Origin of the sequence: Georgenia yuyongxinii (genome assembly GCF_006352065.1) — a bacterium.
Classification (GTDB): Bacteria; Actinomycetota; Actinomycetes; order Actinomycetales; family Actinomycetaceae; genus Georgenia; species Georgenia yuyongxinii.
The window spans coordinates 259047-280937 of record NZ_CP040915.1; the positions used below are offsets into that span (position 1 = coordinate 259047).

At 73.8% G+C, this 21891-nt stretch carries 22 protein-coding genes and 2 pseudogenes; 12 read left to right on the top strand and 12 right to left on the bottom strand.

From position 1 onward, the window contains the following. Window positions 1–46: 46 nt before the first annotated feature. Window positions 47–1732 (bottom strand): alpha/beta hydrolase domain-containing protein, encoded by a 1686-nt coding sequence (locus FE374_RS01100; protein WP_139926854.1) that lies wholly within the window; start codon window positions 1730–1732, stop codon window positions 47–49. Between the two features lie 335 nt (window positions 1733–2067). Here FE374_RS01100 and FE374_RS19425 point away from each other — a divergent pair, with 335 nt between their 5' ends. The 3 genes from FE374_RS19425 to FE374_RS19020 all read left to right on the top strand — a co-directional run bounded on the left by FE374_RS19425 (window position 2068) and on the right by FE374_RS19020 (window position 3652). Then, window positions 2068–2937: an RICIN domain-containing protein gene (locus FE374_RS19425; protein ID WP_223173608.1), complete on the top strand. Its 870-nt coding sequence runs from the start codon at window positions 2068–2070 to the stop codon at window positions 2935–2937. A gap of 25 nt (window positions 2938–2962) precedes the next feature. Continuing rightward, window positions 2963–3346, top strand: a complete 384-nt coding sequence (locus tag FE374_RS01110; protein ID WP_139926856.1) for a TipAS antibiotic-recognition domain-containing protein — start codon at window positions 2963–2965, stop codon at window positions 3344–3346. Window positions 3347–3502: 156 nt separating this feature from the next. Beyond that, the gene (locus tag FE374_RS19020) at window positions 3503–3652 is read left to right on the top strand and encodes a hypothetical protein (protein WP_168205534.1); all 150 of its coding nucleotides are present in this window, start codon (window positions 3503–3505) and stop codon (window positions 3650–3652) included. A 55-nt stretch (window positions 3653–3707) separates the two neighbouring features. On the opposite strand, the gene FE374_RS01115 is transcribed toward FE374_RS19020, so the two are convergent. Then, window positions 3708–5579, bottom strand: a complete 1872-nt coding sequence (locus FE374_RS01115; RefSeq protein ID WP_139926857.1) for a DUF429 domain-containing protein — start codon at window positions 5577–5579, stop codon at window positions 3708–3710. 341 nt (window positions 5580–5920) lie between these two features. Between FE374_RS01115 and rsgA the strand changes: the two genes are divergently transcribed. After that, complete coding sequence (gene rsgA, locus FE374_RS01120; protein WP_139926858.1) at window positions 5921–7024, top strand: ribosome small subunit-dependent GTPase A; 1104 nt, start codon at window positions 5921–5923, stop codon at window positions 7022–7024. Here rsgA and FE374_RS20355 read toward each other — a convergent pair. Beyond that, window positions 7021–7583, bottom strand: a pseudogene (locus FE374_RS20355) (DoxX family protein). The gene rsgA and the pseudogene FE374_RS20355 overlap by 4 nt on opposite strands. Window positions 7584–7726: 143 nt before the next feature. On the opposite strand from FE374_RS20355, the gene cofD reads away from it, so the two are divergent. Next, window positions 7727–8665: a 2-phospho-L-lactate transferase gene (gene cofD / locus FE374_RS01130; protein ID WP_139926859.1), complete on the top strand. Its 939-nt coding sequence runs from the start codon at window positions 7727–7729 to the stop codon at window positions 8663–8665. Next, window positions 8658–9323 (top strand): 2-phospho-L-lactate guanylyltransferase, encoded by a 666-nt coding sequence (gene cofC, locus FE374_RS01135; protein WP_230978415.1) that lies wholly within the window; start codon window positions 8658–8660, stop codon window positions 9321–9323. Before cofD ends, cofC begins: the two co-directional genes overlap by 8 nt. On the opposite strand, the gene FE374_RS01140 is transcribed toward cofC, so the two are convergent. Both FE374_RS01140 and FE374_RS01145 read right to left on the bottom strand, forming a co-directional pair. Continuing rightward, window positions 9314–9919, bottom strand: a complete 606-nt coding sequence (locus tag FE374_RS01140; RefSeq protein WP_139926860.1) for a nitroreductase family protein — start codon at window positions 9917–9919, stop codon at window positions 9314–9316. The genes cofC and FE374_RS01140 overlap by 10 nt on opposite strands. Window positions 9920–9986: 67 nt before the next feature. Further along, a complete protein-coding gene (locus FE374_RS01145; protein WP_139926861.1) occupies window positions 9987–10376 on the bottom strand; it encodes a VOC family protein in 390 nt (129 codons plus the stop codon). 69 nt (window positions 10377–10445) lie between these two features. Between FE374_RS01145 and FE374_RS01150 the strand changes: the two genes are divergently transcribed. Beyond that, window positions 10446–11249 carry a TetR/AcrR family transcriptional regulator gene (locus FE374_RS01150; protein ID WP_139926862.1) on the top strand — a complete coding sequence of 268 codons (804 nt, stop codon included), beginning with the start codon at window positions 10446–10448 and terminating at the stop codon, window positions 11247–11249. Between the two features lie 70 nt (window positions 11250–11319). Beyond that, window positions 11320–12933, top strand: a complete 1614-nt coding sequence (locus tag FE374_RS01155; protein WP_139926863.1) for a S49 family peptidase — start codon at window positions 11320–11322, stop codon at window positions 12931–12933. A gap of 1 nt (window position 12934) precedes the next feature. Here the strand turns inward: FE374_RS01155 and FE374_RS01160 are convergent, their stop codons facing one another. From FE374_RS01160 to FE374_RS20255, 4 genes and pseudogenes are all read right to left on the bottom strand, one after another. Beyond that, window positions 12935–13762, bottom strand: a complete 828-nt coding sequence (locus tag FE374_RS01160; RefSeq protein ID WP_139931198.1) for a DUF4097 family beta strand repeat-containing protein — start codon at window positions 13760–13762, stop codon at window positions 12935–12937. Between the two features lie 56 nt (window positions 13763–13818). After that, window positions 13819–14349 (bottom strand): toxin-antitoxin system HicB family antitoxin, encoded by a 531-nt coding sequence (locus tag FE374_RS01165; protein ID WP_139926864.1) that lies wholly within the window; start codon window positions 14347–14349, stop codon window positions 13819–13821. A 170-nt stretch (window positions 14350–14519) separates the two neighbouring features. Beyond that, window positions 14520–14651: a hypothetical protein gene (locus FE374_RS20020; RefSeq protein ID WP_269142052.1), complete on the bottom strand. Its 132-nt coding sequence runs from the start codon at window positions 14649–14651 to the stop codon at window positions 14520–14522. 38 nt (window positions 14652–14689) lie between these two features. Beyond that, window positions 14690–15043, bottom strand: a pseudogene (locus tag FE374_RS20255) (alcohol dehydrogenase catalytic domain-containing protein); the annotation flags it as partial. 128 nt (window positions 15044–15171) lie between these two features. On the opposite strand from FE374_RS20255, the gene FE374_RS01175 reads away from it, so the two are divergent. After that, the gene (locus FE374_RS01175) at window positions 15172–15870 is read left to right on the top strand and encodes a LysE family transporter (protein WP_139926865.1); all 699 of its coding nucleotides are present in this window, start codon (window positions 15172–15174) and stop codon (window positions 15868–15870) included. 6 nt (window positions 15871–15876) lie between these two features. Here FE374_RS01175 and FE374_RS01180 read toward each other — a convergent pair whose 3' ends face one another. Together FE374_RS01180 and FE374_RS01185 are read right to left on the bottom strand one after the other, a co-directional pair. Continuing rightward, window positions 15877–16983 (bottom strand): App1 family protein, encoded by a 1107-nt coding sequence (locus tag FE374_RS01180; RefSeq protein WP_223173611.1) that lies wholly within the window; start codon window positions 16981–16983, stop codon window positions 15877–15879. A gap of 226 nt (window positions 16984–17209) precedes the next feature. Continuing rightward, window positions 17210–17827 carry a hypothetical protein gene (locus FE374_RS01185; protein ID WP_139926866.1) on the bottom strand — a complete coding sequence of 206 codons (618 nt, stop codon included), beginning with the start codon at window positions 17825–17827 and terminating at the stop codon, window positions 17210–17212. Window positions 17828–17986: 159 nt separating this feature from the next. Between FE374_RS01185 and FE374_RS01190 the strand changes: the two genes are divergently transcribed. From FE374_RS01190 to FE374_RS01200, 3 genes are all read left to right on the top strand, one after another. Continuing rightward, on the top strand, window positions 17987–18787 hold the full coding sequence (locus FE374_RS01190) for an SDR family NAD(P)-dependent oxidoreductase (RefSeq protein WP_230978417.1): 801 nt from the start codon (window positions 17987–17989) through the stop codon (window positions 18785–18787). 3 nt (window positions 18788–18790) lie between these two features. Next, window positions 18791–20062 carry an enolase C-terminal domain-like protein gene (locus FE374_RS01195; protein ID WP_139926868.1) on the top strand — a complete coding sequence of 424 codons (1272 nt, stop codon included), beginning with the start codon at window positions 18791–18793 and terminating at the stop codon, window positions 20060–20062. Between the two features lie 70 nt (window positions 20063–20132). Beyond that, complete coding sequence (locus tag FE374_RS01200; RefSeq protein WP_168205535.1) at window positions 20133–20690, top strand: SGNH/GDSL hydrolase family protein; 558 nt, start codon at window positions 20133–20135, stop codon at window positions 20688–20690. Window positions 20691–20694: 4 nt separating this feature from the next. Here FE374_RS01200 and FE374_RS01205 read toward each other — a convergent pair whose 3' ends face one another. Further along, the gene (locus FE374_RS01205) at window positions 20695–21891 is read right to left on the bottom strand and encodes an MGH1-like glycoside hydrolase domain-containing protein (protein WP_139926870.1); all 1197 of its coding nucleotides are present in this window, start codon (window positions 21889–21891) and stop codon (window positions 20695–20697) included.

Sequence of the window (21891 nt, forward strand, 5' to 3'; positions counted from 1 at the left end):
CCACCGACCGGTGGTCGGTGGCCTCACGCGTGCTCATCCCGACGGGCTACTTCTTGGCCTGCCCCGGCGCGGTGCCGCCGTGCCCGGGCGCGGTGCCGCCGTGTCCGGGCGGGGTGCCGTCGTGTCCGGGCGGGGTGCCGGCGGCGTCGTCGTCAGCGGATGCCGGGACCCCGATCCGGTCCAGCAGCGTGTTCGCGACCCCCTGGAAATACTCCGCACCCCACTCGGTGAGGTACCCGGCCTCGATCTGGCCGGCGTCGAACTCCGCGATCAGCTCGAGGTAGGCCTCCCGCGTGCCGTAGGTCCGCGCGAACTCCTCCGCCGAGATCAGGTCGGCCGAGCCGTACACCGCACCCGGAGCGGCGGCGCCGAGGTACCGACCCAGCGGGTGCTCGATGAGGCCGTAGCGCACGCCGCCGGTGACGTTGCCGTGCTCGTCGCGCACCAGCGCGCCGCCGGCCTGGTCGAACCACTGCGACGGTGCGGCCTCGTGGCCCTTCTTCGCCCAGGAGACCAGCGACTCCGCGGCCGCGATGATCGTCGGCTCGAGCGGGTAGGGGTTGAGCGCCTCGCGGAACGCCGGGTCCTTGACCTGCGTGTTGGGCAGGCGGCCGGCCTGGTAGATCTCCTCGTCGGCCGGGATCACGGTCGAGAGCAGGTCGGTGTGCGGGGTGCTGGGCACCTGCCAGTGGCGCCGGTTGTCGGGCAGATCCTTCTCGGCGAGCGTCGCTGCGCCGAACAGGCCGGCGTCGCCCTCGGAGGTGACGGTGATGAACGGGACGTCCAGCCCGGGCTCCGAGCCGGGCACGGTGACGAACCCGTCCTTCTCCGCCTGGCGCAGCGGCCGCTCGAGGACCGCGCCGACGGTGTTGAGGTAGCCGTCGAAGACCGGCCCGCGGTTGGCCTCGGTGGCTGCCTCGTGGAAGTTGCTGGCGTAGGTGTTGAGGTAGACCCCGGACTGGGACTGCCCCATGAGGAGCACCGTCTTGGCCTTCTGCCCACCCAGGACCTCACGGCCCTCCTTGCTGTCCAGCAGCGTGCCGACCTGGGTGAGGATGTCCCACGCCAGGCCCTCCTCGGCGCCGGGCACCACCATGAACGGGTTGAAGGAGCCCGGGTTCGCCGGGTCGGCGACGATGGGCTCGCGCTCGACATCCTCGACGTCCCACGTGAGGTCCGCGTAGCGCTCGGCGTCGAAGTTCTTCAGCGCGTCCACCTGGATCGGCTTGGAGGTGACGCCGATGACGGTGTGGCCCTCTTCCATGGCCCAGTCCCACATGCGGCGCCAGTGGTCCTCGCCAGGGAAGCCATTGGAGGCGTTGAGGATGTCGACCAGCACGACGCCGGAGGAGTCCGACTTCTTGGCCGGGCGGCGCACCAGGATGTTGTTGACGTACGGCACGTCCTTGGTGACCACCGACAGCTCGCCGCCGGCGTTGTCGTAGACGTTCGCGGTGCCGGAGAGGAAGAACTCCTCCTCCACGTACCCGCGCTCGGCGAGGTCGAGCGGCACCCGGGCGCGGTCCATCGTCGACCACATGTGACTGCTCCCGGACTCCGCGACCGGGCCCTCGACCTCCGGGACGGCGGTGAGGGACTGCGTGATCGGGCCCCTCTGAGGCGGCCCGGGCTTCGCGGTCGCCGGGGCGGCGGCCAGCGTCAGCCCCAGTGCCCCCACGCATGCCGCGGCCAGTGCCGCGCGCGTCGAACGATGGCGTAGCAGGTTCGTCATCGATTCCCCCCTGGAATCTCGTTGTCCGGCGCGCGACGTCGCGCACCTGTCGGCTGGACGAACCCCCGAGGTCGCCGGTGGCATCTTGAGAAGGTCGTCCCGCCATATCGATCATGCGGTGGACATCTGAGACTCTGGCATGGTTGCCACTTGTTGCCGTCCGGAAGGGAGAGGGCGGCTTCGATGTGCTCAAGGGAGGTGGCGCCCGAGTAATGCGCCGGTAACGCCGGAGCGAGGATCCTTCTCCGGGCAAGTACGTGCCCATGGCGAGCCACAGGTGCCCCGGGGTCGACCGTGCACTGGGCCGGCAGCCGCTGGCGAGAGGAACGGAGCACATGACCGTTACCTTCGGCGACCTGCTGTTCGGCGTACCGCTGACCGGGACGGCGATCCAGCTCCACATCAACCAGCACCGGGCGGCGCTGGGCCTGCTGCCGGTCTTCGTGGACCCAGCGCTCTCGACGGCCGCCGCGCGGCACACGGCCGACATGTCGACGAACCCATGGGTCTACAAGACCGCCGGCCGTGACGCGCACCAGGGCTCCGACCTGAGTACACCGACGGTCCGCATCGAGGCCGCCGCGGCGGCCAATGGCTGGCGCCCCGACCGGACGGGCGAGATCCTCTACTGGGGCGGCCCGCTCCTCAACGGCGACGCGCCCTTCAACTGGTGGATGGGCAGCCCCGGGCACCGGCAACGCATCGAGGACGGCGCCTACACGCACCTCGGCTTCTCTGCCAGCCACACCAACAGCGCCAACGAGTGGGTGTACGGCGTCACGTTCGCCCGCGCCCCGGCCCGCGCGATCTTCGCCCAGCACAGCGGACGGGTCATCGACGTCAAGGACATCTCGACGGCGAACGGTGCCGCCATCATCCAGTGGGACTGGTGGGGCGGCGGGAACCAGCGCTGGGTGCTGGAGCCTGTGGGCGGCGGCTACGTGCGCATCGTGGCCGTCCACAGCGGCAAGGTGCTCGACGTCGCCGGCATCTCCATGGACAACGGCGCGCCCCTCACCCAGTGGGACTGGTGGGGCGGCGACAACCAGCGCTTCCGCCCCGAGGTCTACGGCATCGGCCAGCTCAAGCTGACGGCCAAGCACAGCGGCAAGGTGGTCGAAGTCGCCGGGATGGACGAGAACAACGGCGCACGCGTCCAGCAGTGGGACTGGTGGGGCGGCGCCAACCAGCTGTGGAAGTACTGACACGGTCGAGGGATGGTGTGAGGCCATGGCACGCGAGGTGCGACGTCCGGAAGGGCTCCTGGACCGGCTGGCCACGGCGTACCGCGGCGAACGTCCGCAGGAGTGGCCCGAGGAGCTCCGCCGCGAGGAGAGCGACGTGGCCGACCGGATGGTCCGCCTCGCCGAGCTGATGGTCGCGGGCACACCCCCGACCGACCCGGCGGCCATGGACGCGGTCGACTGGTACTACCGCGCGGCCAACCAGTACGGCGGCGTCGACACCGCCGTGTTCACCGCGCTCGGCGAGGCGCTCGCGGCCGAGGACGACAAGCGTGCCCTCTTCGACGACGTCGTCCCGGGGCTGGCCGGCTATCAGCGCGAGGCGATGACCGCGTACGCGCGGACCCGCCTCGCCGCCGGCGGCGCCTGAAGCCAGGGCGTCCCGAACGCGCTTGGGTGCCGCGCCCACGAGCAGCGCCGTGCCCGCTGAGCGTCGCGAGGACACGCCGGTGAGCTGTCGCCCTCGGCAGCCCCGGCGCGGCAGCATGTCGCTGCCGCGCTCGGAGCGCGGGTCGAGGGAGACAAGGTGGTAGAGGCAGCGGTGCACGATGCGCCGGCCGAGCCGGTGGGGGACGCCGGCCGGTCAGCACACGCCGTCCCCATGGCGACGCTCATGGCACTGTGCTCGCTCCTGGCGTGGGGAGCGGCGTCGGTGGGGCGGCGGCTGATCCGCTGAGCTCGCGGCGGTCACGACCGTGGTCGCAGCCTGCTTCGAGCCGAGGTCTCCCGCGTCAGTCGCGGAGCTTCGCCAGCCGGGCACGGAGCGCGTCCCGCCGTCGGGCGTTCCCGTGCAGCTGCACGTACCGGTCGCCGAAGACCCCCAGCAGCGCGTCGTCCAGCCGGCGGACCGCGCCGGGCGCGTACCGGTAGCCCATCCGCTCGCTGATCACGGCGCTGTCGACCGGCCTCAGCAGCTCACCGAGCTCGAGCAGCGACGTCACACCGAGCTCGAGCAGCAGACCGGAGACCCACGCGTAGTGGTCCGTGCGGGACCAGCCGGCGTCCGTGAACCGCCCGGCGAGGAACGCGGCCAGGTCCTGGGCGCTGATCCGCGGGTCGGTCTCGTCCGACTGTGGCTCCTGATCGGGCATGCTCTCCTGCAGCCGGTCCCGGATGGTGGAGAACTCCCGGTCGGCGAGGTCGAGCAGCCCCGCCGCCAACGTGAAGCGCCGGTCCAGGTCCGGGGCGACCTTCTCGGGGATGCTGCCCTTGTAGCGGATGTCGTGCTCGAACTCCGCCCACGCGTGCTGCAGCACGGTGCGCACCTGGACGGAGGCGGTCCGGTCTCGCAGGCGCGCGAGCTCCGGCTCGCCCGACCGGCCGGCGTCGAGAGCCACGAGCACGTGCCGGCTGGCGTACCCGAACCGGCCCTCCTGCGCCGTCTCGAGGCCCATGTCCCGGTCGCCGAGCATCACCAGCTGGTCGGCGAGCAGCTCCACCACGGCCTGGACGTCGCTCAGCACGTACGTCACGATCCGCAGCCCGATCTGGTCGGTGATCTCGCGCAACGGGTCGGAGAAGGCGGGCCTGCCGTCGACGGTCCGCGCCGCCTTCCCGGCGAACGAGGCGACGCTCTTCGTGCGGCCGGTGACCGCGTGGTAGTTGATGCCCGCGTCGTCGAGCAGGCCCGTGATCAGGGTGACGTACTGCGCCGTCGTGCGTTCGAGCTCGGGCCGCTGCGCCGCGTAGGCCTGCACCGCGCGCTGGACCGGGTCGGTGGCCGGCTGGGCCACGGTGGGCGAGCTCGGGGTGGCGGGCCCGGCGTCCGTCTCGGACGCGGCAGCCGGCCCGGCCGCCTCGGACGCGGCAGCCGGCTCGGCCTCACCCGCGGCAGCCGGCCCGACGGCGGAGGCCCGGGGAGTGGGGACCCGACCCTCCGGCAGGGTCGGGGTGATGATGTACCCCGTCGCCAGGTCGCCGTAGGTCGTCATGCGCTCGGGATGAGCCACCGCGAACCGGGCGACGTAGGCGCACAGCACCGCGTCGACCTGGTCCTCCGCCACGCGCAGCTGGCTCTTGCGGGTGGCGGTGCGCACCGCCGTCGCCAGCTCGCGCCAGCCCGCGTGCTCCGTGACCACCATCGCGGGCTCGGCACCTGCCAAGGCCTCGACGTGGTCCACCAGGGTCTGCAGGGCCTCCCGGAGCTGGGTGAGGTCCCGGCCGCCGCGCTGCTTGTACTTCAAGGTCCGGCCCAGGCCGAAGAGCACCACGGTAGCCGGGTGCGGGTAGACCTCGATGCCGCGCCGTTCACGACCCGAGGCCGGGTTGATGTCGAGCCCGAGGGCCTTGGCGAGCCGGGCGCCGCGGGGGGTGCCGGCGAACTCGGGCTTGCCGGTGTTGGCGGGGTGCGCGCCGGCGTCGAACGCGGCGAAGTCGCGGTTGAGCGCTGCCTCGCACGGCCGGTTGCCCGTGGCGTTGGTGACCACCAGCGGGGCGTCGATCCCCGCCAGGACCGGCCCGTCGCGATACGGGGCCAGCGCGGTGAGGATGGACTCGTCCGTGGTCTCCGCGGAGAGGTGGACCAGCTGCCCGCCGGCGTCCAGGACGGCCACGCCGGTGGGGCTGCGCTCACCCCACGCGAGGTCGATGCCGACATAGTGCATGGGAACACTCTGCCGTGCCGCGCCGGTCACCGGTGCACGGCAGGGCGGTGCTGAACCTGCCTGTTGCGCCGAGACCTGCCTCTTGCGCCGAGACCTGCAGGCGGAACGGCAGGTATCGGTCGGAAAGTGCAGGTGTCACCGCGCCGCGCCGAAAAAGCCTCGCACCGGCGTTGGCAGGGCGGGTACGGTCACGTCGCACAGGCACCAGCTGAAACGACATGGGAGGTGAGGAGCATGCGGGTCCTTCCGCTCCACCCCTGCCCCCCGACAACCACCTCCCGGATGCCCGTGCCCCGCTGACGCACCTCGTGCGGCATCCCGCCTGACAAGGATGCTCACCGTTGCTTGCTGACCTCAGCCTCACCGATCTGGGCTGGGACGACCGGTTCGCCGAGTCCCTGCCCGCCGACACCCTCCCGGCCCGCGTGGTGCGGGTCGACCGCGGCGCCGCCCTCGTCCACACCGCCGACGGCGTCACGCACGTCCGCCTGAGCGCCCAGCTGCGCCGGACCGGCGCCCAGGATCCCGTCGCCCTGCCCTGCGCCGGCGACTGGGTCGCCCTCCACCCGCTGCCCGGCGGCGGCCACGTGGCCGACGTGGTGCTGCCCCGGCGCACCGCCGTCGTCCGCGGCGGCGTCGCCCGCCTCTCCCGCGGCGGCCTGTCCGGTGACGGTCAGGGCCAGGTCCTCGCCGCCAACGTCGACGTGGTCCTCGTCGCCGAGCCGGCCCGCCATGCGGTCGACCCCGCCGACCTCGGCCGGATCGAGCGGCTCGTCGCCCTGGCCTGGGAGAGCGGCGCCGTGCCCGTCGTCGTGGTCACCAAGGCGGACCTGCTGCCCACCGGGCTGGGCGACCTGCTCGACGACGTCGCCGCGGCGACCCCCGGCGCCGAGGTGCACGCCGTCGCCGCCCTCGACGGGCAGGGTCTCGACGCCGTCCGCCCGCACCTCGGCCCGGGCCGCACCGCGGTGGTCCTGGGCCCCTCCGGGGCGGGAAAGTCCACCCTCGTCAACGCACTCGCCGGGACGCCGGTCATGGCCACACAGCAGGTCCGTGCCGCCGACGGGCGCGGCCGGCACACCACCGTCCATCGCGAGCTGGTGGTGCTGCCGAGCGGCGGGCTGGTCATCGACACCCCCGGGCTTCGGCGCGTGAGCCTGTACGAGATGAGCGAAGGCGTGGACCGGGTCTTCGCCGACGTCGAGGACCTCGCCCAGCGGTGCCGGTTCACCGACTGCGGGCACCGCACCGAACCGGGCTGCGCGGTGGTCGCCGCGGTGGACTCCGGTGCGCTGCCCCGGCGGCGCCTGGAGAGCTGGCGGCTGCTGCAGCGGGAGGCGGCGTGGATGGCCACTCGCACCGACGCCCGGCTGCGCACCGAGCAGACGAAGGCGTGGCGCAGCGAGACCCTGCATCGACGGCGGACCGGTCAGAGCCGGCCTTAGAGCGACTCCGAGCTGCGTCGCCGGCGCGGGCGCCGCGAACGCGGGCGCCGCGAAGATGCCGCCGCCTGCGCCCGCGCGCGCCGCTGCAGGATCACGCCGGCCCCGGCGATCGAGCCGACAAGGCCCGCGCTCGACATCCATGGCTGGTTGAACCGGTGTCCCAGGACCCTGTCCACGGACCACTCGCCCGGCCCGGTCAGCGCGAGCGCCGCGGGGGATAGGCCGAGCAGGGCGGCGTACTCGTACCCGCCCTTCTGCGCGACGAACCCGGACGGGTAGTTCACGGCCGTCGCGGCGATCATCGTCCCGGACGCCGCGGCCCCCGCGAGCGGCGTCCCCAGGCCGAGCACGAGGCACGCGCCGCCGCCCGCTCGCCGACCCCGCCGGCCACGGCGTTGGGGATCCCGGGCGCGAAACCGATCGACTCGAAGTAGCCGCCGGTGCCCTTGAGACCATGGCCGCCGAACCAGCCGAAGAGCTTCTGGCACCCGTGCGCGATGAGCACCCCGCCTACGCCCGACCTCAGCGCGAGCAACCCGGCGTCCGTCAACGCAGCCATGAGCCGTCCCTCGCCGCCGAAAGGACCGGCCGGCACGCGGGTCCCGGTCGGCCGCCTCCAGGGTTTCACTGCGGTCGGTGCTCGGCAGAACCCTCGAACGACGGCGCGGGTGGTTCTCGCGCGTGGCCGCCTATGCTGCGTTCGTGTCCTCGACCGACCCGCGCGTGACCGTCCTGTCCGGCGGGGGCGGCGGCGCCAAGCTCGCCCACGGCTTGGCTCGTGCGATCGCGGACCTCACGGTGGTGGTCAACACCGCCGACGACGCCGTCGTGTACGGACTCTCTGTCAGCCCGGACCTGGACACGGTCATGTACACCCTCGCCGGCCTGGCGAACCGGGAGACCGGGTGGGGCGTGGGCGGCGACACGTTCACCACCCTCGACGCCATGACGCGGCTCGGGGAGGACACCTGGTTCCGCATCGGCGACCAGGACCTGGCGACCAATGTCGTCCGGACCACACGGCTGCGCGCCGGCGCGCAGCTCTCGGAGGTGACGGGCCAGCTCGCCGCCGCGCTCGGCGTGCGAGCCAGCCTGCTGCCGATGACCGACGACTGGGTGGCCACCGTGGTCGACACCGACGTCGGCCGGCTCGGCTTCCAGGAGTACTTCGTCGGCCGGCGCCACCAGGACGAGGTCCGCGGGATCGTCCTCGACGGCGTCGAGGAGGCCCGGCCCGCGCCCGGCGTGCTCGAGGCGCTGGCGGCGGCCGACGTCGTGGTCGTCGGGCCCTCGAACCCGTTCGTCAGCATCGGGCCGATCCTCGCCGTGCCCGGGGTGCGCGACGCGCTCGCGGGCACGTCGGCCCGGCGGGTGGGCGTCAGCCCCATCGTGGGCGGGCGGGCCCTCAAGGGGCCGGCCGCCGCGATGCTGACGGCCCTCGGCCACGAGACCTCCGCGCTCGGCGTCGCCCGGCTGTACGCCGGCCTGCTCGACCTCTACGTGATCGACGAGCAGGACCGCCACCTCGCCCCGGAGATCGAGGCGCTCGGCCTGCCCGTGGCGGTTCTGGCCACCGTCATGGACGACCCCGACGACCGCGAGCGGCTGGCGCGCGAGCTGCTCGACGCGGCCCGTGGCTGAGCGTGAGCCGGTGGTCGCCGTCGTCCCGCTGCGCGACGGCCGCTCCGGCAAGACCCGGCTGGCGGGGGTGCTCGGCGCGGACCAGCGCACCCGGCTGGTGGCAGTGCTCGCCCGGCGGGTGGTGGACGCGCTCCTCGCGGCGGGGCCGGTCACGCGCGTGCTGGTCGTCACCCAGGACCCCGACTTCGCCGCCGGCGCCGTGCCGGCGGACCCGCGGGTGGAGGTGGTCCGCCAGGGACGGAACCGGCCGGGCCTCAACCCCGCCGTGGCGCTGGGCCACGAGCGTGCCCGCGACGGCGGGGCGCGCCGCGTCCTGGTCGTCCACGGCGACCTGCCGCTGCTGACGGCGGCGGACGTCCGCGCGCTGCTCGCGCCCACCGCGGCGGTGGTGGTGGCGGCGGACCGGACCGGCCAGGGCACCAACGCGCTCGTGCTCGACGCCGGCCTGACGTTTGCGTTTCGGTTCGGGCCGGGCAGCCGTGCCGCGCACCAGCGCGAGGCCGACCGCCTCGACCTCGGCGCGGTGGTGGTCGACCGGCCGGGAACGGCGATGGACCTGGACAGCCCCGCCGACTGGGCCGCCCTGCCGGGCGCGGCTCGGGACCGGCTCGCCCGCGCCGTCGGCCCGGCGGTCGCCGTCGGCCCGGCTCACCACTGACCGCGGTGGACCACCTCCGCGGCCGGCCGGCGCCGGCGGGTGGCCGCCGAGCCGCGTGACGGCGACCGTGCGGGGTGGCCGACCGTGATCGCGCCGACGGGCGCGTGGTCGGCCGGGATGCCGAACGCGGCCCGCAGCGGCGCCAGGCCGTCGGGAGGGACCCCGAAGAAGCACGCCCCAAGCCCCTCGTCGACGGCGGTCTGCAGGATGAGCAGCGCCGCCATGCCTGCGTCGACGTGCCAGTACGGCACCGGCCAGTGCGCCTCGTCCCGGTCGGTCCACCCCTTGTCGGGCTCGGCGTAGCGGGCGAGGTAGGCGTCCTTGGACGACGTCGGGACGATGACCACGGGAGCGGTGCGCATGCCGCGCAGCCAGGGGTCGGGCCGCGCCGCCCGCGCCGGGGGCGTGGTGGCGTCCCAGAAGCGGGCGACGTCGGCGGGCCGGTCGAGCACGAGGAAACCCCAGCCCTGGCTGAACCCCGCGCTGGGCGCGCGGACAGCATGACGAAGCATGCGGTCCACCGCGGCCGGGTCCACCGGGTCGGCGGTGTAGCGGCGCACCATGCGGCGCCGGCGGACGACCTCCTGGAACTCCATGGGGCGATCATGGCGTGGCGGGGAGCCGACGACGGCACGGCGAGCGGGCCGCCGCGTCGTGAGCGTGTCAGCCCTGCGTCGGCCCGTTCCAGTCGACGAGCTGGACGATGACCCCGTTGGGGTCACGCACCTGGAAGGCGCGCTCGCCCCACTCCTCGACGGTCAGGGGCATCGTGATGGCGACCCCCTCCGCCTCGAGCCGCGCAAGCTCGCCCTCGAGGTCGTCGACGACGAACGCGAGGATGACGCCGGCGGCGTGCTCGTCGCGCTGGTCGTCCGGGAGTGTGGGCAGGCCGACGTCCAGGAAGGCGATGTTCATGCCGGCGTCGTCCCGGGTGAGCGAGGCGAAACCGTCGGCGGCCATCTCCTCGCGGAATCCGAAGTGCTTGACCAGGAACGCGCTCGACGCCGCGGCGTCCTTGACGTTGAGGGAGACGGCGGAGGCGGTGATCTTCATAGGTGTGCTCCTCGGGGGAGTGGATGCGGTGGCCTGACGACCCTCACCGCGTACAGCGTACGGCGTACGATGTATGACGTTCAACGCGCTCGCGGGCAGAATGTTCCCGTGGCCCTCGACCGAAGCAGCGCCGGCGACCCGTCGCGGACCCTGGCGCTGCTGTGGCGCGACCCGCAGGCGGTGCCCCGCCGGGGCCCGCAGCGGGCCCTGGACCTCGACGCGGTGGTCGGCGCCGCCACCGAGCTCGCCGATCGCGACGGGCTGGACGCGCTCTCGATGCGCAACGTGGCCCAGGTCCTCGGGGTCGCCCCGATGAGCCTGTACACCTACGTGCCGGGCAAGGCCGAGCTCCTGGACCTCATGCTGGACGCGGCCTACGCGCGGATGGACCGCACGGACACCACCGGACGGCCGTGGCGCGAGCGGCTCACCGCCGTCGCCGAGGAGAACCGGGCCCTGTTCCGGGGGCACCCGTGGGCTGTCAGCGTCTCGACGCTGCGACCCCCGCTCGGTCCCGGTCTGATGGCCAAGTACGAGCACGAGCTCGCGGCATTCGACGGCCTCGGCCTGACCGACGTCGAGATGGACGACTGCCTGACCTACCTGCTGACGTTCACCCAGGCCGCCGCCCGAGTCGCTATCGATGCACGGGCCGGCCGGCGGGAGAGCGCGATGGACGACGCCGAGTGGTGGGCCGCCGTCGGCCCCCTCCTCGATCGGGTGCTCGACCCGGCCGCGTACCCGCTGGCCGGCCGGGTGGGCGCGGCGGCCGGAGAGGCGCACGGCAGCGCCCTCGACCCCGAGCACGCCTACCGGTTCGGGCTGGCGCGCGTGCTCGACGGGCTTGCCCCGCTGATCGAGCGGAGGGGGTAGCGCCGTCGCGGGCGCAGTGGGCATTTCGGCCCCGGCGCGCCGTCGGTCCCGCGCGGCTACGTTGGGCGTCATGGCCCGACTGCCCGAGCGGCTCCGCCTCGCCCTCAGCCCCGACCACGCCGACAGCGCCGGCCCGGACTGGGTGGTGCTCGACCTGCACGGCAGCTACCCCACGCACCGCACCGCGCCGCTCCAGGCGATGCTGCAGCGCACCGAGTCCTTCGAGGCGCTCGCCGACCGGCTCGACCGGATCGGCAAGGCGTCCTGGGTGCGCGGCGTCCTCGTCCGGGTCGGCGGGCTCACGGTCGGGCTGGCCACCGCGCACGCCCTCGGCGCGCTCCTCGGCCGCCTGGCGGGGAAGAAGCGGGTGGTCGGCTACCTGCCCCAGGTGTCGATGCGCAGCCTGCTCGTCACTGCGGCGCTCGAGGAGGTGGTGGCGCCGGAGTCCGCCGAGGTGTCGGTGCCGGGCTTCGCCGCCGAGCAGCTCTACCTCGGCTCCTTCCTGGGCCGCCGCGGCATCGCCTTCGAGAACCTGCGCATCCGGGAGTACAAGTCCGCGCTCACTCGGTTCTCCGACGACCGGATGGACGAGTACAACCGCGAGCAGCTCACCGCCTACCTCGACTCCGCGGAGACGGGCTGGGTCCGAGAGGTCGCGCGCACCCGCCGCCTCGACGAGGCTCGCATGCGTGCGGTGCTCGACGCCGACCTCACCAACGCGGCCCAGCTGCTCGACGCCGGGCTCATCACGCGCATCGCGTACGACGACGAGATCGTCACCCCGGTCGACCAGCACTGGGGCCGGGCGCTGGAGCTGATCCGGCCGCAGCTCTCGGCCAAAAAGCTCACGCGCAAGGTCGACGGCGTCGCGATCGTCCCGGTGATCGGCGCCATCGTCAGTGGCCGCAGCCGTGGCGGCCCGCCCATGCCGTTCGGCACCGGGCCGCTGGCCGGCGCGGACACAGTCGTGGCCGCCCTGCGCAAGGCGCAGCGCGACGAGCACACCAAGGCGATCGTGTTGTTCGTGGACTCCGGCGGCGGGTCCGCCCTGGCGTCGGACCTGATCTGTCGGGCGGTCGCCCGCAGCGACAAGCCCGTCGTCGCCGTCATGGGCGAGGTCGCCGGATCGGGCGGTTACTACGTCCTCGCCCAGGCCCGGCACGTGGTGGCGAGCCCGTTCACGATCACCGGCAGCATCGGCGTCGTCGTCGGCAAGCCCGTGCTCACCCAGTTCAACGAGCGCCACGGCCTCAACCCCGAGCTCGTGGGCCGCGAGAAGGCCCTGTTCGCCAGCCCCGCCCGCAGCTTCTCAGACGACGAGCGGGCCTGGGCCGAGAAGATGATGCGCGAGGTCTACGACCGGTTCGTCGACCGGGTGGCCCGCGGACGCCGACTCACCGCCGCGCGGGTGGACGAGATCGGCCGCGGCCGCATCTGGAGCGGCGCGGACGCCCTCGAGATCGGGCTTGTCGACGAGCTCGGCGACCTCCAGGCCGGCCTGGCCGTCGCGCGCCGCCTCAGCGGGCTGCCGGACGACGCACCGGTGCGCACGGTCGGTGCCGGGTTCACCGTCCCCGGCACGCCGAGCTTCGCGAAGGACCCGGCCGCGGCGCTCGCGGCCCTGTGGCCGTTCGGGCAGGAGCGGGTGCTCACGTGGCTGGACCGGGCGGTGACGATCCGCTGAGTCAGGTCAGCTGCTCGAGGTAGACGCCGCCGCTGACAGTCGAGGCGTGGATCTCGATGTACTCCTGCCCCGGGCGGGGCCGGCCGGCGCCCTGCAGCGTCGAGACGACCTTGCCACTGATGCTGTTCACGTCCGTCCACACCGGGACTCCGGGCGTCACGCCCACCCGCACGTCTCCCGAGACAGCCTTGGCGCGCAGCTGCCCGGCGTGCAGCGCGGCGACGTGGACGTCCCCGGAGGCCGTGGTCAGGCGCAAGCCGGTGCGGGCGTTGGCCACGTGGAGCTCGCCGGAGCCGGACTTGGCCATGACGTCGCCCTCGGTGGTGCCCAGTGTGACGTCACCGGAGCCGGTGGAGATGCCTACCGAGCCGCCGCACCGGCCCACGCGGACGTCGCCCGAGCCCGACCGCACGCGCAGGTCGGACAGGGCCGCCGTGATCTCGACGTCGCCCGAACCGGTCTCGACGACGGCGTGCCGGGTGAGCTCGTCGACGCGAAGGTCCCCCGAGCCCGTGCGCAGACGGGCCGCGCCGAAGCTGCCGGTGGCGACCATGTCGGCGGAGCCGAGCCGGGTCACCAGCGTGCTGGCGGTCGGGACGGTGACGTCGACGGTCAGATCGTGGAAGCTGCCGAAGACGTCGAACCAGCGCCGTGGGGCGAGGAGCACCACCTGGGGGCCGCGCTGCTCGACGGTGACCTGCGCGGCCTCCGTGCCTTCGACGTCGACGGTGGTGGCCGTGGCGCCATCATCGGCGCGGACGGTCAGGCGGCCGGCGCCGAGCTCGACGTAGAGCTCGGTCGGGCCGGGGGTCTCGAATGTGTAGTGCATGACTTCTCTCCTGCGTTCCCCGGCCGCGGGGGCCGGTGGTGGGCGATGTGGGTGACTCAGACCCAGCCGGACATGCGCCGGCCGCGGGGCGGGTTGTTGCCGCGCCACATCTGGCCGAGATCGGCGAGTCCGGAGAGGTCGACGTCGATGACCCGCTCGCGGCTGGCGGTGCGCAGTGCGCCGACGATCCAGCTGTTGAGCGAGCGCCCGCTCTTGGCGGCGAGCTCCTCGACGCGGGTCTTGAGGGACTCCGGGATGCGCAGCGTGATGCGGGCGACGGCGTCGTCGCCGTCCTCGTCCTCGGCGTCCATCGCGGCCTCGGGGCCGGGGTGGCTCGGCGTGGGCGGCGGAACCTCGACGACGAACTCGGGCTCCCGGCCCCGCAGCCGTACCTCGACGGCGCCGGCGGGCATCTTGCTGGTGATCTCGGCCGCCGCCTGAGTGAGGGCGTCCATGAGCGCGAGGCGGACCGCCGGGTCGAGGCTGAGGAGGAGACGGTCGGCCGCGGCGCGAGCCTCCTCCCCGCCGGCCTCGGCGGCAGTGAGCAGGTCTCGACGAAGGGCTTCGACATACGGCGTGACGTCCATGCGCACCAGTGTGACGCCACAGTGGTGTCACGTCAAGGGTTTCGTGGTGTCGCCGTGACGACGCAGGTGCTGTGGTGCACCCCGCGACGCCGGCCGAAACCGAGCCGGCGCCGTCGCCTCGGCTGCCCAGTCCCTGCAGGGCTGGGCAGCCGATCATTGACCGAACGTCGTCAGGGGTGGACGTCGATGACGACCTTGACCGCGTCGTCCTTGTCCTGCAGCGGGTGCAGGTTGAAGTCGATCGCGGCGTCGTGGAGGCTGACGTACTGCGTGAGGCCGCCCGCGGAGTCGGCGATCTCCACGGGGAGCGACCCTCACCCTGGCGCTTGGAGTTGACCGGGTTGACCCACACGCGCAGGCCCGGCGCGATGGCGGGGGCCACCTCGGCACCGACCTGGTGGACCACCGAGACGAACTCGTGCCCGATCTGGTTCCCGGGGAAGATGCCGACGTCGTCACCGCCGCGAAGGTAGGCACCGATGTCCGTGCCGCAGATCCCGGCACGCATGTTCTTGACGACGACGTCCCTCGGACCGATCTCCGGCATGTCGGCGTCCTCGACGGCGATCTCTCCGATGCCCTTGTAGATCACGGAGCGCGTATCTGCTTCATCCCTCTCGACTGCAAAAGTGTCTAGATCGACCGTAACCGCGGGATCTGGCGCGCCCCCCGGGACCTTGGGCTCCGGGACCATCGGCCCGACGGCGCGCGCCACGCGGTCGCACGAGAAGCGGGGCCTGTGCCTCGAGCCGGCGGCCGGCGGGGCATGCCGCCTGCTATAACGGCCCGCATGTCACCTGCTGCCCGGCGCCCCGGCCGGTCATGAGCGCCGCCCTCTCCGGCGGCGTCGCGGCCGGCTACGCCATCGCGATCCCGGTCGGCGCGATCGCGGCGTACCTGATCACGCTCGGCGCGCAGCACGGCTGGCGCACCGCGACGGGTGGTGCGCTCGGCGCCGCGGTCGTGGACGGGCTCTACGCCGCCGTCGCCGTGTTCCTCGGTGGCCTGGTGGCACCGGCGATCGCGGCGGTCGCCGAGCCGCTGCGGTGGAGCTCGGCCGCGGTGCTGCTCGTGCTCGCCGCCTGGCTGGTGCGGCCCGCGTTCGTCGCCGCGCCCGCTCGACCCGGCACGACGGACGCCGGCCCGCCCGCCCGCTCACCGGCCGATAGCCCGGCGGCCGTCACGCCGGCCGGTACACCGCCCGCGCGCCCGGCGACCGTCGTCTCCCCGGCCCGGGCGTTCGCGGTCGTCCTGGGGCTCACGCTGGTCAACCCCACCACCGTCGTGTACTTCGCCGCGCTGGTCACCGGTTCGGTGGTCAGACCGTCCGCGGGGCCGGCCGAGCGGCTGACCTTCGTACTCGGTGCGTTCCTCGCGTCCGCCAGCTGGCAGCTGCTGCTGGCCGGGGCCGGCTCGACGGCGGGCCGGTTCCTGGCCGGACCCGCCGGCCGGCGGTGGACGGCCATCGTCGGCGGGGGCGTCGTCGCGCTGCTCGCCGTGAAGGTGGCAGTGGGCGTGTGACGGGCGTCAGCTACCGTCGCTGCGCGCGGCCTCCTCCGCGAGCCGTTCCTGGCGCCGGGCCACCAGCACGTCCGGCAACGACTCGGCCAGCGCGAACCCGTCCTTGCCCTTCACCGTCGGGACGCCGTGCTCGGCGTTGGCGTTGCGCAGCGGGTTGGGCTCCTCGATCGCCTCTGTCGTGCCGTGGGAGAGCACCTGCTCGGCGGGGCTCAGCTCGCGGATGGCGATGGCGGCCACATGGCGGGGATGCTCGCGAGCGACCTCGTCGTAGATCATCGGGTCGTGCTGACCGTCGTCGCCGACCAGCAGCCAGCGGATGTGCGGGAACGTGATCATGAGGTTGCGCAGCTGGGTGCGCTTGTGCTCGATGCCCGAGCGGAACAGACCGGTGTTGGTCGGCCCCCAGTCGGTCATGAGCATGGGACCGTCGGGAAACCGGTGCTTCCTCATGAAGGCCCGCAGCGTGGGCACCACGTTCCACGCGCCGGTCGACAGGTAGAACACCGGCGCGGCAGGGTGGTCCGCGAGCACCGTGTGGTACAGCTCGGACATACCCGGCACGGCGTTGCGGGCGCTGGTGTGCCGCACGAAGGTGTTCCACGCCGCGAGGAGGGCGCGCGGCAGCATCGTGACCATGATCGTGTCGTCGATGTCGGAGACGATGCCGGCGCGCACCTCGGGGTCGACCACCAGCACCCGCGCCGTGACCGGTTCGGCCGCGCGGGCCTCGATGGTCACCTCGTGCCAGCCGGGCGGCAGGCCGTGGTGGCGCACCATGACGTCGATGTACCCGCCGCGGTCCGTGGTGGTGCGCACCTCCTGCCCGCCCGCCCGCACCACCACGGGCAGGAAGCCCACCTGTGCGGTGAAGAAGGAGCGCCAGCCGCGTTGCGCCTCGGCGGCGAGGTTGATCGGGCCGACCGGGGTGACGTCGTCGTCCACGGGCGTCTCGGGGTCGCTCATCACCACGCGACCCAGCACGTGCAAGGACTGCACGGATCCGTAGCCGGTGAACCCGATCGTGCGCGGGCGCCAGCCCTTGCTGCGGAGGTAGACGACGCTGCGGCGGTTGATGGCGTCGTCGAGGACGAGGCCGACACGGGACAGTGGCACGGCTCACACCCTAACCGCGGCACGACGGCGTAGCCCGGGCGGGCACGGTCCGGTGCACGCGATCCTCAGACGGTGCCGTCCGGCCCGTGCACGTGACGGTCGTCGCGCCGCTCGACGTACTCCGTGTGGCTCGTGTTGGTGCGCTGCCGGTTCATGACCAGCGCGATGGCTGTTCCTTTCCGTCAGGGCCTGCCGCGCAGGCCGCTGCGGTCAGTGTGGTGCGGGGTCAGCCGTCCGCATCCCGAGGCGGCGCCACGCCCCAGCGTGCGAGCTCCAGACCGGCCAGCCGGCGGGTGGCCTTCGGGTCGCCGTCGCGCCAGGCGCGCGCGGGCGCGCCAGCGGTGGCGGCGAGCATGGCCGGTGGCCGGTGGGCGAGGGCGCGCAGGGCGAGCAGGTCCAGGCCCGCGGGGTCGGCCGCGAGACGCCGGACCTCGTCCGCGCGCCGGACGAACCGCAGCCGCGCCACCAGCCACGGGACGAGCACCACCAGGGCGGGCAGGGTCGTGAGGAGCACGCCGACCACGACCGCGAGCGTCTCGACGAGGCCGGCGCCGTCCAGCCCGGCGCGCTGTAGCCGCTCGCCGGCCACGGCGACGCCGTCGAACGGCCCAGCCAGCCGGTCCCCGACGAGGGGCACGCCTCCGGCGGTGGCGCTGGCGGACGTCATGTTTGCCTCGATCCCGCCGCCCACCTCGGCGACCTGCCGCAACGGGCCGGCGACGACGGCGATCGCGCCGCGCACCGCTGCTCCGGCGGCCACGCAGAGCCCCAACCACACCAGGACGAGCACGTCCCCGGTCACCTGCCGTACCCGGCGGGCCGGAAGATCCGCGTAAAGCCGCATGCGCCGGTTCTACCGCATCGGGTCGGCAAGCGGCGGCTACAGATTCCGTGCGGCACCGCACCGCCTTGTCACGGCAGATCGTCGGTGGCATCGTCACGGGGAGCCGACGGCGGGTCAGCCCGCCGCGCGGCCATGCCGACGTCGCTCGAGGAGGAGCCCGTGACAGGCAGCTGGGACGGCCGCGTCGCCCTCGTCACCGGCGCGGGCGCCGGCATCGGTCGCGGCGTCGTCGAGCTGCTCGTCGGGCGAGGTGCCGTCGTCGTCGGGGTCGACCGCGACGGCGGGGCCCTCCAGGACGTGGCCGGTGCTGTGGCGGGCGCGCCCGGACGGCTCGAGCCGGCCGTGGCCTCGGTGACCGACCCCGCCCGCCTGGCCGCCGTGGCGGAGGAGATCCGCGCCGGCCACGGCGGCGTCGATGCCGTGGTGTGCGCCGCCGGCATCCAGCGGTACGGGTCCGTCGACACCACCGACCCGACCACCTACGCCGAGGTCATGGACGTCAACGTCGGGGGCGCGTTCAACACCTGCCGGGTGGGGGTCCCGCTCCTGCGGGCCCGGGGCGGCGGCGCCGTCGTGCTGGTCTCGTCCGCCCAGGCGTACGCCAGCCAGCGTGCGGTCGCCGCGTACACCGCCAGCAAGGCGGCGCTGCTCGGCCTCGTGCGCGCGATGGCGGTGGACCACGCGCGGGAGGGCATCCGCGTCAACGCGGTGTGCCCCGGCTCGGTCGACACCCCGATGCTGCGATGGGCGGCCGAGAGGTTCAGCGGCGGCCGGCCCGCGGAGGACGTCGTCGCCGAGTGGGGGCGGGCCCATCCGCTCGGCCGGGTGGCCAGGCCCCGCGAGATCGCCGAGGCCGTGGAGTTCCTGCTGTCGGAGCGAGCCTCGTTCATCACCGGAGCCGACCTCAAGGTCGACGGCGGCCTCACCGCCGGGCTCGCCGCCGCCCTGCCGAAGGACTGACCGATGCCGATACCTGGAAGCCCCCTCCGGATCGCCGACGTGCGGGCGACCACCGTCACCGTGCCCCTCCAGGCGCCGCTGCGACACAGCAACGGCAGCCACTGGGGCCGGTTCGTGCGCACGATCGTCGAGGTCGAGACGGCCGACGGGATCGTCGGGCTCGGCGAGATGGGCGGCGGCGGCGAGAGCGCGGAGGCTGCGATCGCCGGCCTGAAGCCGTACCTCCTCGGGCACGACCCGGCCCGCCTGGAGGCGCTGCGGTTCATGATCGCCAACCCGACGGCGAGCCTGTACAACAACCGCACCCAGCTGCTCGCGGCGATCGAGTTCGCGTGCCTCGACATCCTCGGCCGCCACACCGGGCTGCCGGTCCACGCCCTCCTCGGTGGCGCCGTGCGCGACCGGGTCGAGTTCGCCAGCTACCTCTTCTTCCGCTACCCCGCCGCCGACGGCACGGGGGAGGTACGCACCCCCGAGCAGCTGGTCGAACATGCCCGCGAGCTGAAGAGCGCGCACGGCTTCCGCGTCCACAAGCTCAAGGGCGGGGTCTTCGACCCCGACTACGAGCTCGCGTGCTACCGCGCCCTTGCCGAGGCGCTGCCCGGCGACCGGTTCCGGTACGACCCCAACGGGGTGCTCAGCGTCGAGGGCGCCATCCGGTTCGCGCGGGCGATCGAGGACCTCGACAACGACTACATCGAGGACCCGTGCTACGGGCTCAACGGGATGCGCCGGCTTCGGGAGAACACGACGATCCCGACGGCGACCAACACCGTCGTCGTCAACTTTGAGCAGCTGGCCGCGAACGTCCTCCAGCCGGCCGTCGACGTCGTCCTCCTCGACACGACCTTCTGGGGCGGCATCCGTCCCTGCGTGAAGGCCGCCGGGGTGGCCGAGACGTTCCAGCTCGGCATCGCCGTGCACTCCTCGGGCGAGCTGGGCATCCAGCTGGCGACCATGCTCCACCTGGGGGCGGTGGTCCCGAACCTCGCCTTCGCCGCCGACGCCCACTACCACCACCTGCTGGACGACGTCGTCGTCGGCGGGAAGCTGCCCTACGCCGGCGGGTCGATCGCCGTCCCGGAGGCGCCCGGTCTCGGCGTCGAGCTGGACCGGGACAAGGTCGCCGAGTACGCGGAGCTTTTCCGCGAGCTCGGTCCCTACCCGTACGACCGGGACCCGGGCCGGCCCGGCTGGTACCCGCTCCTGCCGAACACCGACTACGCGGACCACGAGGCCGAGGGCCGGCCCGCGGCGCTGGACCAGCCCTCCTGACCCCCCGGCCGTGGCGGGCAGGGGCGGCCGTAGGCTGGGACCGCCAGCGCCCGCCGTCCCGGAGGCTCCCGTGCCCGTCCTCGCCGCCTACGGGCACTCGTGGATCGCGGGCGACGGCGCGTCCCGGCCGGACCGCTGCCTGGTGGCCACCGCCGGGCGTGCCCTGGGTGCCACGGTCCTCAACCGGGGCGTCGGAGGCAGCCTCAGCACGGACACCGCCGCCCTCGTCGCGGCCGCCGCCGTGCCGCGCGCCGACGCGTACCTGCTCATGACCGGCTTGAACGACGCCCGGCTCCACGGCGCCGCCCCCGCTGCGCTGGGCGAGTATGCCGCCGCGCTCGCCACGGTCCTCGGCGCCTTCGGCGATGCGAGCCCGGACGCCGCGGTGGCGATCATCGAGCAGCCCCGGCTCGTCGACTACACCCGGCACGAACCCTACGACCGGGGGTCGGACGAGCTCCTCGACGCGTACAACGACGTCCTGCGGACGGCGGCCGCGGCCGCTGGTGCGCTCGTGGCGGCGCCGTCGAGCTGGGACCCGGCCACGATGCTCGCCGAGGACACCGTCCACCCGAACGATCGGGGCCACGCTTACCTGGCGCAGGTGGTCGTGGGCGTGGTGAGCTGAGCCGTCACGCCCCCATCGCCAGGACCAGGCCCGCCCACGTCTGCGGGACGGCGCCCAGGCCACGGCCGTCCTCGGGGTTCCAGTACTCGGCGAAGCCGCTGCGCCAGGCCGCGCGGATCGTCCGGGCCCGCAGCCCCGCCGCGGCGTCGTGCAGGCCGAGACGGGCGAAGGCCACCCAGAACAGGTAGCTCAGCGGCGGCCAGGCCGGTCCGCGCCAGTACATGTCCGGGTCGTACGCGGGGTGGGTGCGGGTGACGTTCGCCGGCCCGAAGGGGGCGCCGAACCGGTCGGGGTCGTCGAGCTGGCGCAGCGCGGCGAGGGCCCGGGCACGGTCGGTCGTGACGAGTGCGGGCATGACCCCCTCGCTCGTCGGGCTGCGGGCGGAGGCGCCGCCGCCGACGACCGCCAGGTCCGCCCAGAGCTGCTCCTCCTCGTCCCACAGGTGCTCGTCGATCGCCTCGGCCAGGGCGGCGGCGCGTCCGGCGAGCACGGCGTCGTCGAGCAGCTCGGCGAGCTCGGCGAGGTTGAACGCCACGTAGGCGTTGAAGCCGGCCGGGCAGGCGACGAAGCTCGACGACCACTCCGCGGAACCGTCGGCCGCGAACGTGACGTCGTGCATGCGGGCCTTGTTCCATGCCGTGCGCGCCGCCCGGTCGTAGTCGGCGCGCGTGCGTCCGGGTGCGCCCCAGTCGTCCCAGCGCGGGGCGTGGTCGTTGCCCGCCTCCCAGGGGTGGACGACGTAGACGAGCCCGAGCTCGGTGCGCCGCCGCTCCCACAGCCAGTCGAGCCCTCGAACGGCCCGGGTGAGCAGCTCGTCGGCGGGGCGCGACCCACGGTCGGCGAGCACCCGTGCGGCGTGGCCGTACATGGGCGGCTGGGTCAACGACGAGGTGCGCTCCAGCGGGCCGAGCCAGGTGTCGGGGCCCGCGTCCCCGTAGCGCATGTGCGGGACGAGGCCCGAGGCCAGCTGCCCGTCCAGGGTGGCCTCGAGCTCACGCAGCGCCCGTGGGTCGTCCAGCGCCGCCCACACGATCGCGTGGAAGCAGGAGTCCCACAGCCACAGGTGGGGGTAGATCGACGGGTTGGGCACCGAGTAGCCGCGCGCCTCGTCCCAGTGGGCCTCGAGCAGTGCGGCGACGCGGCGACGCAGACCCTCGGCGTCGTTCTCGACGGCGTCGGCGCCCCTCGCTGCGTGCGCCAT